The sequence below is a fragment of the Lysinibacillus sp. AR18-8 genome (genome assembly GCF_001705465.1).
GTDB lineage: Bacteria > Bacillota > Bacilli > Bacillales_A > Planococcaceae > Lysinibacillus > Lysinibacillus capsici.
The window spans coordinates 1-15970 of sequence record NZ_MDGU01000005.1 but is presented as its reverse complement, the minus strand read 5'-3'; the positions used below and the strand labels follow the sequence as shown (position 1 = coordinate 15970).

Annotated in this window: 15 protein-coding genes; 4 read left to right on the top strand and 11 right to left on the bottom strand. The window is 37.6% G+C overall.

All coding sequences use genetic code 11. From position 1 onward, the window contains the following. Positions 1 to 8: 8 nt before the first annotated feature. The 8 genes from BFM98_RS03600 to BFM98_RS03565 form a co-directional block, all read right to left on the bottom strand. The gene (locus tag BFM98_RS03600; RefSeq protein WP_036080379.1) at positions 9 to 737 is read right to left on the bottom strand and encodes a GntR family transcriptional regulator; all 729 of its coding nucleotides are present in this window, start codon (positions 735 to 737) and stop codon (positions 9 to 11) included. Positions 738 to 936: 199 nt separating this feature from the next. Then, positions 937 to 3228 (bottom strand): FtsK/SpoIIIE family DNA translocase, encoded by a 2292-nt coding sequence (locus tag BFM98_RS03595; protein WP_054550534.1) that lies wholly within the window; start codon positions 3226 to 3228, stop codon positions 937 to 939. A 154-nt stretch (positions 3229 to 3382) separates the two neighbouring features. Further along, on the bottom strand, positions 3383 to 5050 hold the full coding sequence (locus BFM98_RS03590; RefSeq protein ID WP_066036547.1) for a ribonuclease J: 1668 nt from the start codon (positions 5048 to 5050) through the stop codon (positions 3383 to 3385). 277 nt (positions 5051 to 5327) lie between these two features. Further along, a complete protein-coding gene (gene dapA / locus BFM98_RS03585; protein ID WP_048391545.1) occupies positions 5328 to 6227 on the bottom strand; it encodes a 4-hydroxy-tetrahydrodipicolinate synthase in 900 nt (299 codons plus the stop codon). Between the two features lie 13 nt (positions 6228 to 6240). After that, positions 6241 to 7278 carry an aspartate-semialdehyde dehydrogenase gene (locus tag BFM98_RS03580; protein WP_048391546.1) on the bottom strand — a complete coding sequence of 346 codons (1038 nt, stop codon included), beginning with the start codon at positions 7276 to 7278 and terminating at the stop codon, positions 6241 to 6243. Between the two features lie 82 nt (positions 7279 to 7360). Further along, a complete protein-coding gene (locus tag BFM98_RS03575) occupies positions 7361 to 7951 on the bottom strand; it encodes a dipicolinate synthase subunit B (protein WP_004224962.1) in 591 nt (196 codons plus the stop codon). Next, entirely contained in the window at positions 7945 to 8724 is a 780-nt protein-coding gene (locus tag BFM98_RS03570; protein ID WP_004224963.1) for an NAD(P)-dependent oxidoreductase, read from the bottom strand. Before BFM98_RS03570 ends, BFM98_RS03575 begins: the two co-directional genes overlap by 7 nt. A gap of 9 nt (positions 8725 to 8733) precedes the next feature. After that, on the bottom strand, positions 8734 to 8997 hold the full coding sequence (locus tag BFM98_RS03565; RefSeq protein ID WP_004224966.1) for a YlmC/YmxH family sporulation protein: 264 nt from the start codon (positions 8995 to 8997) through the stop codon (positions 8734 to 8736). Between the two features lie 142 nt (positions 8998 to 9139). Between BFM98_RS03565 and BFM98_RS03560 the strand changes: the two genes are divergently transcribed. The 4 genes from BFM98_RS03560 to BFM98_RS03545 are packed head-to-tail and all read left to right on the top strand — an operon-like array spanning position 9140 to position 11615. Further along, positions 9140 to 9517 carry a GntR family transcriptional regulator gene (locus BFM98_RS03560; protein ID WP_048391548.1) on the top strand — a complete coding sequence of 126 codons (378 nt, stop codon included), beginning with the start codon at positions 9140 to 9142 and terminating at the stop codon, positions 9515 to 9517. A 1-nt stretch (position 9518) separates the two neighbouring features. After that, positions 9519 to 10361: an ABC transporter ATP-binding protein gene (locus BFM98_RS03555; protein WP_004224974.1), complete on the top strand. Its 843-nt coding sequence runs from the start codon at positions 9519 to 9521 to the stop codon at positions 10359 to 10361. A gap of 2 nt (positions 10362 to 10363) precedes the next feature. Beyond that, entirely contained in the window at positions 10364 to 10990 is a 627-nt protein-coding gene (locus tag BFM98_RS03550; protein WP_054550533.1) for an ABC-2 transporter permease, read from the top strand. Between the two features lie 10 nt (positions 10991 to 11000). Next, positions 11001 to 11615, top strand: a complete 615-nt coding sequence (locus BFM98_RS03545; protein WP_054550532.1) for an ABC-2 transporter permease — start codon at positions 11001 to 11003, stop codon at positions 11613 to 11615. A gap of 48 nt (positions 11616 to 11663) precedes the next feature. Here BFM98_RS03545 and BFM98_RS24385 read toward each other — a convergent pair whose 3' ends face one another. The 3 genes from BFM98_RS24385 to pnp form a co-directional block, all read right to left on the bottom strand. Further along, positions 11664 to 11789: a hypothetical protein gene (locus BFM98_RS24385; protein WP_256389905.1), complete on the bottom strand. Its 126-nt coding sequence runs from the start codon at positions 11787 to 11789 to the stop codon at positions 11664 to 11666. Positions 11790 to 11969: 180 nt separating this feature from the next. After that, a complete protein-coding gene (locus BFM98_RS03540) occupies positions 11970 to 13193 on the bottom strand; it encodes a M16 family metallopeptidase (RefSeq protein WP_066036546.1) in 1224 nt (407 codons plus the stop codon). An 89-nt stretch (positions 13194 to 13282) separates the two neighbouring features. After that, positions 13283 to 15397: a polyribonucleotide nucleotidyltransferase gene (gene pnp / locus BFM98_RS03535; RefSeq protein WP_048391556.1), complete on the bottom strand. Its 2115-nt coding sequence runs from the start codon at positions 15395 to 15397 to the stop codon at positions 13283 to 13285. Positions 15398 to 15970: the final 573 nt, after the last annotated feature.

The window sequence follows — 15970 nt, the reverse complement described above, 5'->3', positions numbered from 1 at the left end:
GAAATGTTCTACACCCGTTTACGAACTACATGGAAGCTGAATTTATCAGCTCGGAAATAATTTTTTGAATAGAGCACTACTTGATCATGATCATCATAATGCAATTGCTTTAACACTAAAAGAGCTGTCTCACGTCCACAATTTAAAATCGGTGAGGCTTGTTCATGATACCCAACTGGATCAATATAGGTTACAGCATAAGCTACATGAATTTTGCCAGATTGCTCAAGTGCAGAGAACAGTGAAACTTCTTTTTTTTCGACAAAGTCAGTAGGCAGGAAGCTTGCAGGTAGCCTGTCTATGCAGTATACTACTGGCTCACCATCCGCTGTTCTGACACGTTCAATCGTGAGTATTTTATCGTCGCCATCACTTTGGAAGCGTTTTAAATCTTCCTCAGAAGGCACATGCTCAGTCGCTTTTAAAAATCGCGAACCTGGCTCCATACCTGCTGCCTCGATCATAGAAGAAATACTAGATAAATGCTCGATGCCTGATGTAAACAACGGCTTCGGGTTGACAAAAGTCCCAACCCCATGTCGGCGCACAATCACATTTTCCTCTTCCAACAGTCGAAGTGCTTCTCTAAGTGTTGCTCGACTGACTCCTAGTGATTTCGATAATTCAAATTCTGAAGGCAGCTTTTCATTTTCTTTAAAAATGCCAGCCTCGATGTCAGATTTTAAACGATCGATTACTTGAAGATAGAGATGACGATGATCTGCTTTAATAGTCACATATATCACCACCAAAATCAGAGATCAGACATCTGATGTACAACATTCCTACTAATCGTTCATAAATATAACATTTTTGCAGAATGAAATAAACAGTTTTGAGTAAAATCTGTTATAGAATTCATTCTTTCTTTATTTTATCTGCAAATTTTTGGACAAAAATACAAATGCTCTCACCATTTTCATCTTCATTTTTTGCTTAGTTATCGTATTGGTGAACAAGTACTTGACGAGGTTTACTACCCTCTGGAGGCCCAACAATACCGCGTTGCTCCATCTGATCAACAATACGTGCAGCTCTTGAATAACCAATACGGAAGCGACGTTGAAGCATAGAGACAGATGCTGTTTGCATATTGACAACTAATTGGACTGCTTCATCATACAAATCATCTGTTTCCTCTAAAATGGTCTCTTCTTCAGTAGGAATCATCTCCTCCTGATACTGAGCTTTTTGCTGTTCTATAACAAAATGAACGACTGCCTCCACTTCTTGATCTGATAAAAAGGCACCCTGCACCCTTTTTGGTTTAGAAGCTCCAGCAGGTAAAAATAACATATCGCCTCGTCCTAATAATCGTTCAGCTCCACCCATGTCTAAAATTGTTCTTGAGTCAATCGCGGAAGAAACTGCAAAAGCAATTCTGGATGGAATATTTGCTTTAATGACACCTGTTAAAACATCTACACTTGGTCGTTGTGTGGCAATAATCAAATGAATGCCAGCTGCCCTTGCCATTTGCGCTAAACGTGTAATCGAATCCTCTACATCACTTGATGCGACCATCATCAAATCCGCTAACTCATCTACAATAACCACAATATAAGGTAGCTTTGGATGCTTTTCCTCTGTTTGATCATTAACCTTTTGGACATGTGCATTATAGCCCTCAATATTTCTTGTACCTGTATGAGAAAACAAATCATAGCGACGTTCCATTTCAGATACCACTTTTTTCAGTGCTTGCGAAGCTTTACGGGCATCCGTTACGACAGGCGCTAATAAATGTGGAATCCCATTATAAACGTTTAATTCAACCATTTTTGGGTCTATCATCATGAGCTTCACTTCATGCGGTTTTGTACGCATTAGTATGGATACAACAATGCCATTTATGCAAACACTTTTCCCACTACCTGTAGAACCAGCTACAAGTAAATGTGGCATTTTATTGAGCTCTGCTAATACAGCTTGTCCTGTAATATCTCGACCAAATGCTACTTGTAATAATGCTTCAGGCTTAGCACCATCTTTCGATTCTAATACCTCTCGAAGTGTTACAATGGCTACCTCACTATTAGGTACTTCTATACCAATCGCAGATTTCCCAGGAATTGGCGCTTCCATACGAATATCTTTAGCTGCCAATGCTAATGCAAGATCATCTTGTAAATTGACAATTTTGCTTACTTTCACACCGATATCTGGTAAAATCTCGTATTTCGTAACAGCAGGACCTAAATGCACCTGTGTCACCTTTGCCTTTACGCCAAAACTTTGTAATGTCTGCTCAAGCTTTTTGGCATTTGCCTGAATCACTGAATATTCACCACTTTGATCATGTTGTGGAGGTAATTGTAATAAATTATATGATGGGAGCTGATAATCTGCATTTTCTACTGCATCTGTGCCCTGAATCTGGACATCATCCGATGCTTCTTCAAGTTCATTTTCCACCATGTGAGTTGTATCAATCACTTCTCTTTCTTGTGAAACATTCTGTGTAAAAGCAGAAATAATCGGTTCATGTGGTATTTCTTCTTCTTGTTCAGGCATATCTATAGATTGATTAACAGCTGCTACTTCATCCCCACTCTCTACTCTTGAACGACGATTATTTGGTTTTTTCGGTGTATTTTTTTTCTTATCACGATGCTTTTTTTTCCATTTACCAAATATATCTGGCGTTTTTTCTGCTAAATAAGGCACTAATGCTTTACCAGTGACAAGAATTAAACCAATAAAGAAAATAACCCAAGCAACAACTTTTGCCCCCGAGGCTTCAAACAGCACATGAAGCCCACTAAATAGTAGGGCACCAATCATGCCACCCCCTAAAGCATTACTACGATGAATGATACCATCTGTATTAATCAAAATTCGCCATGATTCACGTAGCACAGAATCAGATAGTAGACCACCTGATTTGGATAGTTGTTCAAATAATATGCCATGACTAAAAATCGTTAAGCTCATAACAATGAGGAACATGCCAAGTATTAATCGATCCTTTATCCCAACTTTTTTACGACCAATCATCATTAACAATGCAACAAATATAAGCATAAATGGAACAGCAAAATGTAAATTACCAAAAAGGAACATGGCGATTGTTTGTAGAATCCGCCCGATCATGCCGTATTCAAAAATCATAATGACTGCTAATGCAATTAAGAGCAACCCTAATATTTCGTACATAAGCGGATGCATTTCTTTTTTTTCTGTTGTCGCTTTACTTTTAGTAACTTTTTTTCTCTTACTAACTGCCATCAAATTCACCTTCTTCTGCAATCCATTCTATATATGTAGCGAATCATCACATGTAGAACTTGAATATTTCAAAAAAAGGATTTTCCACCGCAATTGGGAGAAAATCCTTTATCATTTATTTTTTCCTCAAAGCATATACGATGAGCTTGTTCAATTAATATTCCATAATAATAGGAATAATCATTGGGCGACGTTTTGTTTTTTGGAATAAATACGTATTTAGCGTATCTCTAATTTCTTGTTTTATGTTCGTCCATTCAAAGGTTTCTTTCCCAACGTACTTTTCAATCACATTCCTCGCAATGTCAGAAGCCTCAATCATTAATTCCTCTGATTCTCGTACATAGACAAAGCCTCGTGATAAAATTTCTGGCCCAGAGGCAATTTTCTTTTGTGCTCGATTTAATGTTACCACCACAATGAAAATACCATCCTGCGATAATAATTTACGGTCACGAAGTACAATGTTACCTACATCACCTACACCAATACCGTCAATTAAGACATTACCAGCTTGTACACGACCACTCATGCGCATTTTATTATTTTTATATTCTACGATATCCCCTTTATCAGCGATAAAAATTTGGGATTTTTGCATACCTAGCTGTTGTGCTAATTTAGAATGCGCAATTAGCATACGGTATTCTCCTTGTACGGGAATAAAGTACTTTGGTTGCATCAAGTTTAGCATCAGCTTTAAATCTTCTTGGCTACCATGCCCTGAAACATGGACATTTTTGCTAGAAGTCAAAATTTCAGCGCCTGCTTTTGACATAGAGTTCATTGTATTCGCCATTTGAACTTCCATGCCAGGAGAAGGTGTAAAGGTGATTAGTACCGTGTCACCTTGTTTAATTTTAATGTCACGATGGTGCTTACGGACAATTTTTTCTAAAGCATCGAGAGGTTCTCCTCTGTTGCCTGTTGCAATAATGATAATTTCATCATCTTGATATTTTTGCATTTCCGAGATCGGAATAATTGTATCTTCTTCGACTGTTAAATAACCAAGCTGTACGCCTAAATCAACTGCCTTTTCCAAAGGTTTGCCCACAATTACAACCTTACGGAATGATTTCTGTGCTTGAGCAAATACTTGTTGAATTCGAATAAAATTCGATGCGTAAACAGCTACTAAAATACGACCTGGTGCTGAGTGGAATGTTTTTGATAATTGTTCTTCAATGACAATCTCTGATGTCGTATATCCTGGTCGCTCAGCTTCGCAAGACTCAGATAGTAAAATGAAAACGCCGTCTTCTCCTAGCTGTGCCATTTTTGCTAAATCAGGTTTAAATTTACCTGTCGCTGACTGATCGAATTTAAACTCTCCTGTATGAACAATCGCGCCTTCAGATGTATGGAACACTACCCCTAACGAATCGGGAATACTATGTGTTGTGTGGAAGAATGTTACATACGTTGAGTTAAAATTCATACGACTACGGTTTGTTACTTCAAAAAACTTCACTTGATGTGGTGCAGGTAATTCTTTTAAATGTTCCTTTGCTAATGCAATAGTTAATTTCGATCCGTACACAGGTGCCTTTATTTTTTGTAATACATAGGCAATAGAGCCAATTGCATCTTCATGACCATGTGTTAAGAAAATACCTTTCACACGTTCTTTATTTTCTTCTAAGTAAGAAATGTCAGGAATCACGATATCTATACCTAGCATTTCATCTTCTGGGAACATTAAGCCGCTATCCACCACAAATAGCTCTTCATCAATTTCTACTACGTACATGGCTTTCCCAATTTCGCCTACACCACCAAGAGGGATGATGCGGATTAATTCATTTTTCTTTTTTGTCAATTTATTTCCTCCTAAAAAATATCCCGAACAGCAACCACTTAACATTTATTATACGGTTTGCAAAGCTTTTGCACAAATTAAAAATACATGTTTCACGTTGGAAATAGATTTTCCTGCTATTTGCTTATTACTAGCAGATGGAAAACAAATATTGGCTATCCTGTATAAATAGAGCTAAATAAGTATTTGTAAGGACGAGGAGTTACAAATTTTGTACATACTTTTTATTTATAAAATATAAAAAACGAGGCTGAAATGCTATCAGCCTCGCTCCTATTTATCTAAAACTTTTCGCTTTTTCTTGATACGTATCCCAAATTCGGTCAAAATTAGCTTTCTCTTCATCTGTCATTTCCATCATCGGCAAACGAACATTGAGTGTATCAAATCCTAATTTTGTCATCGCATATTTAATCGGTGAAGGGTTGGGCTGAGCGAACAGCGCACGTACTAAAGGTAATAAGGCTCTGTGAATTTGGGCTGCTAGCTTATGATTTCCTTCTTCAAACGCTTTAATCATTAATTGCATATCATTGCCTACCACATGGGCAGCTACAGAAATGACACCTGCTCCGCCAATGGCCATTAGTGGAAGTGTTAAACCATCGTCCCCACTATACACTAAGAAATCATCAGCTGGATCAACATTCTCAATAACATCACCCATCTGATCTAAGTTACCGCTCGCTTCCTTAATCCAAGCAATATTAGGAATCTTGCTTAATGCAACAGAAGTTTCATAGGCAACATTGACCCCAGTACGCCCTGGAACATTATAAAGCATAACAGGGAGACTCGTTTGTTTAGCAATGGTTTCAAAGTGAGCATAAATCCCACGTTGATTTGGCTTATTATAGTAGGGAGCTACAAGCATAATGCCGTCTGCTCCATTTTCTTCTGCCTTATGTGTCATTGCGATAGAGTAAGCTGTTTCATTATCCCCAGTACCTGCAATAACTGGTACGCGACCTGCTACTTTCTCTACTGTAAAGCGTACAACTTCAATTTTTTCTTCTGTAGACATAGTTGGGTTTTCAGAAGTCGTACCACAAGCAACAATACAATCAGTACCATTGTCTATTAAATGATTAATAATACGTTCTAGTTCTGGATAATTAATCGTGCCATCATTTTTGAACGGCGTAATCATTGCCGTTCCAATTCGACCTAAATTCATCCTTACACCCCTCTTATAGTAAGTTATCCTCAAGCATTGCTTCTGCAATTTGGATAGAGTTTAATGCGGCGCCTTTTAATAAATTGTCAGAAACGATCCATAGATGGAACCCTTTGCTGTTGTCTAAATCTTGACGGATACGTCCTACAAAAGTAGCGTCTTCCCCTTCTGCATAAATAGGCATTGGGTAAGTTTGTGTTGCAATATCATCTTGTAATACCACACCTGGTGCGTTGCGTAATACTTCGAAAATCTCTTGGATTGACGCGTCTTTCTCTACCTCAATATAAACAGATTCAGAGTGACCTGAAACGACTGGCACACGAACACAAGTAGCAGCTACTTTTAGCTCTGGTGCATGCATGATTTTTTTCGTCTCATTAATCATTTTCATTTCTTCGTATGTAAATCCATTATCTGTGAATTTATCGATTTGTGGAATGACATTACGAGCAATTGGGTAATGACGTTTATCACTACCAGACGGTAAAATATTTGCTTCTACATCTTTACCTGCATCCCAGTTTTCGCTTTGTGCCTTTAATTCTTGGATCGCAGAAATCCCTGCACCTGATACTGCCTGATAAGTTGAAACAATTACTTTTGTTAAACCAAATGCATGACGAATTGGTTCAAGCGCAGCTACCATTTGAATTGTCGAGCAGTTTGGATTCGCAATAATTCCCTTATGCTTCGCTAAGTCGCCTCGATTCACTTCAGGCACGACAAGCGGTACCTCTGGATCCATACGAAAATGGCTCGTATTATCAATAACTACTGCACCACGCTTAGCTGCTTCTGGTGCAAGCACAGCTGATACTGAACCACCAGCTGAGAATAAAGCGACATTGACGCCTTCGAAAGCCTCAGGTGTCGCTTCTTCAATTGTATATGTTTCCCCATTAAATTCGATTGATTTTCCTGCTGAACGAGCAGAAGCTAGAAATTTAATATGTCCAATCGGAAATTTACGTTTAATCAACTGCTCCATCATTTTCGATCCTACTGCACCTGTTGCCCCAACAACCGCAACTGTTAACTGCTTTGTCATCTGTCATCTCTCCTTGAATACATGTTCCATAATGTGTGCTATTGTATCACAAAAATACTGAAAATTGTGTGTAATCTCTTATTTATTTGAAATATTGTATCAACAGCGGTTGTAATTGCTTTTTCTGCGTAATTGCTGCATGAACAGTATCCACCATTTGCTCAAAATCAGCAATTAAAGAATTTGGTTTGGAGTGAGGGGCATCCTGACCAAAGGGAATAAAATATATATTTTTGGCATTTAACAGTTTCATAATATTTATGCCATTTAAGCCTAGTGCATCGTTTGTGGAAATACCTAAAACTACAGGCGAACCATTACGCAAAGTAGCCTTTGCTGCCATTAACACAGGACTATCTGTTGCCGCATTAGCAAATTTACTTATGCTATTGCCTGTCATGGGGGCTATGACCATTGCATCTAATGGATTGGATGGGCCAAATGGCTCCGCCTCTTTTATAGAAGAAATAACTTTTTCTCCTGTCAAAGCTTCTATTTTGGCAATCCACTCTTCACCTGTACCAAAGCGTGTAGCTGCATGTAAAACGGAATGGGTAATGATTGGAATAACTGTTGCTCCGACATCAATAAAATTTTGGATTTTAGGTACTACATCTTCATACGTACAATGAGAAGCAGTAATACCTAAGCCAATTCGTTTCCCCGTTAACAATTTTCTTCCTCCTCTATTGCCTTGCACAATATTGTAGCAGCATCATGTGCAAAGTATTTCCCAGGCAATGATGGCAATAGTACATACGTTTGTAATTGATCAGAATCTATATCTAAACATCCTGGCTCTGAAGCCAAGTCATATAAAACAGTTGGAACATGCTCTATAAAAGACTCTGTAATCCATTTAGCAGGAATTGTATTAATAAAAATGCCATCTGTAATAGACCATTGGCGATCATCTAAATTCGTGGCTTTATAACCATAAGCTTTTGCTTCACTCACTTGTACAACTGAACGTGCAACAATATGAACATTTGCACCCATCTTAACTAGTAAAGAGGCGAGCATTTTTGCGATGCGACCAAAACCTGCGATTGTGAAATTTTGTCCGTAAATACATTTTTGCTCGAGTCCGTAAAACGTGGCGATAAATCCCTCCGCTGTTAATCGAGCATTTTGCCAAATAAATGATTCTTGTTGTAAATAGCAAATAGATTCATTTTTCTCTAGTAATTGCTTCCAATGCATTGTTAATCGACCTGTATAAAATTTCACTTGTGATATACCATAGAGCTGCTCAACTTCTATTTTTAATGGAAGAATAGGTAATACGATTTTATTAGGCTGGAATTCTAAAACAAGTTTATTTAACTCTTCGTTCCATACAGTTGTTCTTTTATAAAATACTGTTCTCGATGGACTTCTTAGCATTGTAGCTAGTTCCTTTAATCGGGAGTCCTCACCGATAACAAGCCATTTTTCGTTTTCCAAAAGCTCACCTCACTGTAAATATTCTGACTGTACTGTAGATGTCTTATTAAATAAAATACGATCTTCACCAATTAAAATAATTTCGTGCCAAGGTATCATTTCACTAACTTTCATTTTCTTTTTTTGGAATGGTAGTTTATCTTTCACAATTTCAAAACCATGTATTTTCCCTGTTTGCACATCTAATAGGCATTCTGTATGTGCCAGGATGCCAAAATGTACGCCACCCTCAATTTGAATTAACTCCTTATCCACCATCTCAGATAGTAGCATGCCTCATCTCCCTCCTTGAGCCGTTACCTCAATATATGCGGACTTTTTGCAAATCGTGACCCCTACCTAAAGTACGAATATGTTGCATTTTCATCGCTTTCTGTATATAGTGTATATATACAGTTATAAGAGGTGATGATTTGTGCATATCCATTTAAGTAATGCGAGTGAAAAACCTATTTATGAGCAAATCACCATACAGCTCAAAGAGGCTATTTTAGCTAATAAATTACAGGCTGGTGATGCACTACCGTCTATCCGCGCTTTAGCAAAGGATTTAAAAATAAGTGTGATGACCACTAAACGTGCCTATGCTGATTTAGAGCGAGATGGTTTCATTGAAACTGTCGCTGGTAAAGGGAGCTTTGTCACAGAACGAAATCAAGACTTTCTACGTGAGGAGCTATTACGGCAGGTAGAGGGGCATTTGCAAAAGGCAGCAAAAATAGCGAAAACCGCTGGACTTTCTGGTGAAGAATTACAAGAACTACTATCTTTAATGTTAGAGGAGGATAAGTAATATGAATGCCATTGAAATTCATGATCTACATAAGGGCTTTGAAGGCTTTTTTCTTAAAGATATAAGTTTTTCCGTCCCTCAAGGCACGGTAATGGGTTTTGTTGGAGAAAACGGGGCTGGCAAATCAACAACGATAAAATGCATGCTGAATTTAATAAAAAAAGAATATGGCGAAATTTTGCTATTTGGCAAAGATCATGTCGAACACGAACTATCGATAAAAAACGACATCGGCGTTGTATTTGACGATTTACATGTACCAGAAACGCTAAATGCGACGCAACTCGACAAAATCATGAGAAAAGTATTTCAAACATGGGATTCAGACTATTATTTTGAAAGATTAGCTCAATTTAAGGTGCCAAAGAGGAAGAAGATAAAGGAACTATCACGAGGAATGAGGATGAAGCTATCAATTGCCTTAGCATTGGCACATCATCCAAAATTATTGATTTTAGATGAGCCAACAAGTGGATTAGACCCTATTATTCGGGATGAAATTCTGGATTTATTTTTAGCATTTATGCAGGATGAAACGCACAGCATTTTATTTTCATCGCATATTACAAGCGATTTAGAAAAAATTGCTGACTATATTACGTTAATTCATAATGGTGAGATTTTATTGAGCGAGAGTAAAGATGCTCTATTATATGAATATGGTATTTTCAAAGGTAACAGTGAGGAAGTAAACGACTTGCCAGAGCATGCTATTCTAAGAACCCGTCCTGGTGCGTTTGGAATAGAAGCATTAGTTCTGAAAAATGAAGTAAATGAGGCTTTCAGACTTGAAAGGCCTTCTATAGAAGATATCATGCTATTTTTCGTGAAAGGTAGTGTTTAAATATGGTAGGACTTATCCTAAAAGATTTAATGACCATTCAACGACAAATGAAAGCACAAGCATTTGTTCTTATATTTCTTCTTGTGATGGCGATTTTTATGCAGCAAAGCGCAATGCTTCTAGCTGTTATTGTTTTTATTGTTACGATACAAGCGATAACTGCGCTTAGCTACGATGAACAAAGTAAGTGGGATAAATACGCTAATACTTTTCCAATTTCTAAAGCGGATATCGTTTTTAGTAAATATATACTCAGTGTGATGTTAATGATTTTCGGACTTGTTATGGCATTACCTATCCTATTTTTTATCAATTTTTTTACCAATAACGAGATCACTTCAGAATTTTTCCTAACGTTTAATTTGATCATAACATCGGCGCTCTGTTTATTAGCCGTATTACTACCTATCTATATTAAATTTGGCTCTATTAAAGGAAGAATAGTCCTCATTGCGTTTTGTTTTATTCCTGGCTTCTTAACGGGGATGTTTAAAGAATATATCCCTGATATGACTCAAACGTTTCTATATTTAAAGCAATATGTCTATTTAGCACCTTTGGGCGGGCTAATACTGCTCTGCCTCTCCTCTCTAGTTTCTACTGCTATTTATAAAAGAAAAGAGTTTTAGGAGGGATCTCATGCGAGCACTGTTGTTACAAAGAATTGTCATACAAAAATGGACTATTCTTTTTACAATGACATTATGTTTACTTCTTCATTTTGTACATTTACCTTTTGTAGATAGTCCTTCTATCGGATTATTTGTTGTCGTTATTTCTGCCAACATCGTAGATAATTTATATAGAGGCGACCGTCAAGTAAAGTGGACAATGTATGTCAATACGCTACCTCTATCAAAGAAAACACAATTGCAATCCGATTTTTTATTTTGCTATGGCCTTATTGCATTGCTCTTTATTATCCTTGCGCCTATGTATTTCTCACAACCTGATGCATCTGAAAATTTTATCGAGCATCTTGCTATGTACTTTGCTTATATAAGTAGCGCCTCTTTCCTTATCTGTAGTCAATTTTATATTCAGCATCTTGATGAAACAGAGAGAATGCGAACGGTTAGAATGCTTACAGCTATTGTGCTTATCATTCTGCTAAATTTTGTTATTCATTATTATTTATCACTAGTAGCTGCAAATTTAATTATCTTATTCATACCAACACTGGTTAGTATCCTCATCACTTTTCTTGTGTTTCACAAATGTCTTTATTTATATTTGGCAAAGGAAATTTGCTAAAGCTAAATATTCATCAAAAAATAGGCTGCCTTATTTGGCAGCCTATTTTTAATCGTATTGAATAGCAAAACAGTCAATTAAAAGGAAATGGATTTCATTGCAGGCTACTTGCTTTCCTATGAGCATGTGCAGAGCGGCTTCCTTCGCTACCTCTCCATTTAGAGAGGGTGACATGTCTCGCTATCCCCTTGAATCAAGTACCTTCCCTCGCCAGTTCATAAAGTGTTACCTTTTGGGTAAAGGGTTTTCACTACTCATTTTATGGAGGGCTGTTGTCACTTATCCACATTGAAAATAAATGCCAATCTCCTATCTAATAATAGCTTGAACAAATGCTATCTTATTAAAATATCTTTATTCGCTAGGACCTATGATTGAGATAGCTGGTTCTGCTTTTAAAATTTTAGCAATCAGCCGATCCACTGACTCCATCGATACGGCATCTATCGATTTAAGAACCTCGTCTACTGTTCGATGCTTGCGATGAACAAGTTCACTTGTTCCATTTCGATTCATACGAGCTCCCGTCCCTTCTAATCCAAGGACAAAGCTTCCTTTAAGCTGCTCTTTCGCATTATCAAGCTCCTCCTCTGTCACACCACCCGCTACAATATCTAATAAAGTGGCATCAATCGTGTGCTGAAGCTGTGCTAATTGCTGTCGACTAGTACTACCATAAATCGTAAAAGCACCTACATCTGCATAACACGATTGATAGGAGAAAATAGAATAGGCTAGCCCACGTTCTTCTCGTACTTCCTGAAACAATCGAGAACTCATATTGCCTCCAATTATATTGTTAAGCGCAATAAAGCTATACATATCTGGATCTTTTACACCAATTGCTGGATAGGAAATCGCGACATGTGCCTGCTCTGTATCGCGTATTTTTGTAATTTCCCCTGGATAAAATGAAGGATTTGTCAGGACAGGCGCAATAGCATGCGGTGAAGGTTGATAGTGACCAAATAAATCTTCAATCGTTTGCATAAGCTGAGATGAAATATTACCTGCAATAGAAATAACAACAGACTCTGGCCCATAATGTTTATCCATATATTGTCGTATAGCATCTGCTGTAAATGTCTTTAATGTAGCAGCCGTACCTAGTATTGGACGACCGAGTGCATCATTCGGATACATGACACCCCACAGCTTCTCATGAACGTCATCATCAGGAGCATCTTCGCTCATTAAAATTTCTTCTAATACTACTTGTCGCTCTTTTTCTAATTCTTCTTCCGCAAAGGTAGAATTGAAAAACATATCTGCTAGTATTGTGACCGCAAGCTCCGCATGATGATCTAAAATCTTAGCATAGTAACATGTATTTTCTTTCGATGTGAAGGCATTTAGCTCTCCTCCGATTCGATCAAATTCTTCAGCAATTTGACGAGCTGAACGAGTTGTTGTGCCTTTAAACAACATATGCTCAATAAAATGTGTGATACCATTCTCTTCAGGTAGCTCATAGCGAGAGCCAGCGTTCACAAAGATACCTAATGCCACTGATCTTACATGATCAATTTGCTCTGATACAATTCGAACACCATTCTGACATGTATGTACTTGAACCAAACTATCTCCCCCAATTATAAAAATCCTCTACTTTTCTTCTTGCTACTATCGAAAAAGGCTGCGCAATTTACGCAGCCTTTTAATCAATATTATTTTTCTTGTTCAGCGCGCTCTTTTTCCTCTTGAATTACTACTTTGCGAGATAAATTCACACGACCTTGCTTGTCGATTTCAATCACTTTCACAAGTAATTGATCGCCAAGTTTTAAGACGTCCTCCACTTGCTTTGTTCGTTCCTCTTGAATTTCAGAAATGTGAAGCAAGCCATCTTTCCCTGGGAAGATTTCGCAAAAGGCGCCGAATTTTTCAATACGTTTCACTGTTGATAAGTAGTATTCCCCTACTTTTGCTTCACGTACAATATCTTCAATAATTTGTTTTGCACGTGCATTCATTGCTTCATCAGCAGAAGAAATATAGATTGTACCATCTTGCTCTGTATCAATCTTAACGCCCGTTTCTTCAATAATTTTATTAATTTGTTTACCACCTGGTCCAATTACATCGCGAATTTTATCAGGATTAATTTTTACAATAACAATTTTTGGTGCAAACGCAGATAATTGTTTACGTGGCTCTGGCAGTGTAGCAAGCATTGATTCTAGAATATGCATACGTCCAACTTTTGCTTGTGTCAGTGCTTCTTCTAAAATATTGCGAGATAAACCATCAATTTTAATGTCCATTTGTAGAGCTGTTACACCTTTAGCTGTACCAGCCACTTTAAAGTCCATATCGCCTAAATGGTCTTCCATTCCTTGAATATCCGTTAAAATAGAATAATGTTCACCTTTTTTAATAAGGCCCATTGCAATACCTGCAACTGGTGCTTTTAATGGGACACCTGCATCCATCATGGCTAATGTAGACGCACAAATAGAAGCTTGAGAAGTTGATCCGTTTGATTCAAGTACTTCTGATACACAACGAATTGTATAAGGGAAGACCGACTCATCAGGAATGACTGCTTCAAGTGCACGCTCACCTAACGCACCATGACCAATTTCACGACGACCTGGCCCACGAATTGGACCCGTTTCCCCTACAGAAAATTGTGGGAAGTTATAATGGTGCATAAAGCGTTTTGACTCTTCCACACCCAAACCGTCAATAATTTGTACATCACCAAGCGCACCTAATGTACAAATAGAAAGTGCTTGTGTTTGTCCACGTGTAAACAGACCTGAACCATGTGTACGTTGTAATAAGCCTGTTTCAGAAGAAAGTGGTCGGATTTCGTCGAGCTTACGACCATCTGGACGAATCTTATCTTCCGTGATTTGACGGCGTACTTCTTCTTTTACCATCTTGTCAAGAATTGTGTACACTTGTTTCATTGTTTCGTCATCTGCTTCTTGCTCTTCATAGGAAGCGATAACTCGCTCTTTAACAGCTTGGATTGCCTCATCACGAGCATGTTTCTCTGCCGTTTGAATTGCGTCATGCATATCAGTCTCACAAGCTGCTTTTATATCGGCTTGAATTGCTTCGTCAATTTCAAATAGTGTCACTGGTAACTTTTCTTTACCAACCTCTGCCACAATTTGCTCTTGGAAAGCAATGATTTTTTTGATTTCTTCATGACCGAACATAATCGCTTCTAACATGATTTCCTCTGGTACTTCAAGTGCTCCCGCTTCAACCATATTGATAGCATCTTTGTTCCCTGCTACAGACAAATGAATTGTTGAGCGATTCGATTGCTCTACTGTAGGGTTTACAATGAATTCCCCATCAATATAACCAACTTGTACACCTGCTATTGGCCCATCAAATGGAATATCAGAGATCGCTAATGCTAATGATGAACCAACCATTGCTGCCATTTCAGATGTACAGTCAGGATCATTTGACATAACCATAGAAATAACTTGTACTTCATTACGGAAACCATCCGGGAACATCGGACGAATCGGACGGTCGATTAAACGGCTTGCTAAAATAGCCTTTTCAGATGGACGTCCTTCACGCTTAATAAAGCCGCCAGGAATTTTACCTGCAGCATATAGACGCTCTTCATAATTTACTGTTAATGGGAAGAAATCAAGTGGTTTAGGTGATTTTGACATTGTTGCTGTAGCAAGTACAGAAGTATCGCCATAGCGTACTAATGCGGCTCCGTTTGCTTGTTTTGCTAACTGTCCTACTTCAATTACAAGTGGACGGCCAGCCCATTCATAGGAATAGACTTTCTTTTCGTTCATTCAATGAACCCCTCTCTATTATAAAAACACTTACTTCGTCTGTATGTACTAATAGTAAGTGTACCAAAAATGCTTGTTCTATGCTAAATAATATTTCATGAAATAATCATACATTTAAATTCAGTTATTGCCAATTTATTTAAGATTTATTTCATTATTTTATTGAAAAAGCATTTTTGGTATATGGATTTTTTTATATTGATTCCTTCTTGACGAAAAGTAATGTATGTAAATGGAAATAACTGCTTCGCTAACATTAGTTTTTCAAATACAAGTTTAAACAATAGACTTATTATAACATGGAGCTTATCATACAACATCCTATAAGGTAAAAGAAAGTTGGATCATCTAGGAAAGTTAGTAAGTCAGGCAAATAATAGTCGGGATTTACATAGTGTTGAAAAGTAAAACCATCAATAGAATTTTTGTGAAAGTTACGTAAAATGAGTAAAGCTGGATCATCGGACGCCCAGTGGAACGGAAATCACCCCCTCACCTTGCTTTTCTGCTAGTGACATTTCTTTTTTCAACAACTTAAATACCCCACCCATATAATTGAAGTGACCCCTATAA

What these genes read in the sequence shown, in the direction of transcription:
- BFM98_RS03595 (WP_054550534.1), bottom strand. Translation starts at nt 3,228, where the DNA reads ATGGCAGTTAGTAAGAGAAAAAAAGTTACTAAAAGTAAAGCGACAACA.
- dapA (WP_048391545.1), bottom strand. Translation starts at nt 6,227, where the DNA reads ATGAATTTAGGTCGAATTGGAACGGCAATGATTACGCCGTTCAAAAAT.
- BFM98_RS03580 (WP_048391546.1), bottom strand. Translation starts at nt 7,278, where the DNA reads ATGACAAAGCAGTTAACAGTTGCGGTTGTTGGGGCAACAGGTGCAGTA.
- BFM98_RS03565 (WP_004224966.1), bottom strand. Translation starts at nt 8,997, where the DNA reads ATGCTACTATCTGAGATGGTGGATAAGGAGTTAATTCAAATTGAGGGT.
- BFM98_RS03555 (WP_004224974.1), top strand. Translation starts at nt 9,519, where the DNA reads ATGAATGCCATTGAAATTCATGATCTACATAAGGGCTTTGAAGGCTTT.
- BFM98_RS03550 (WP_054550533.1), top strand. Translation starts at nt 10,364, where the DNA reads ATGGTAGGACTTATCCTAAAAGATTTAATGACCATTCAACGACAAATG.
- BFM98_RS03545 (WP_054550532.1), top strand. Translation starts at nt 11,001, where the DNA reads ATGCGAGCACTGTTGTTACAAAGAATTGTCATACAAAAATGGACTATT.
- BFM98_RS24385 (WP_256389905.1), bottom strand. Translation starts at nt 11,789, where the DNA reads ATGTCACCCTCTCTAAATGGAGAGGTAGCGAAGGAAGCCGCTCTGCAC.
- pnp (WP_048391556.1), bottom strand. Translation starts at nt 15,397, where the DNA reads ATGAACGAAAAGAAAGTCTATTCCTATGAATGGGCTGGCCGTCCACTT.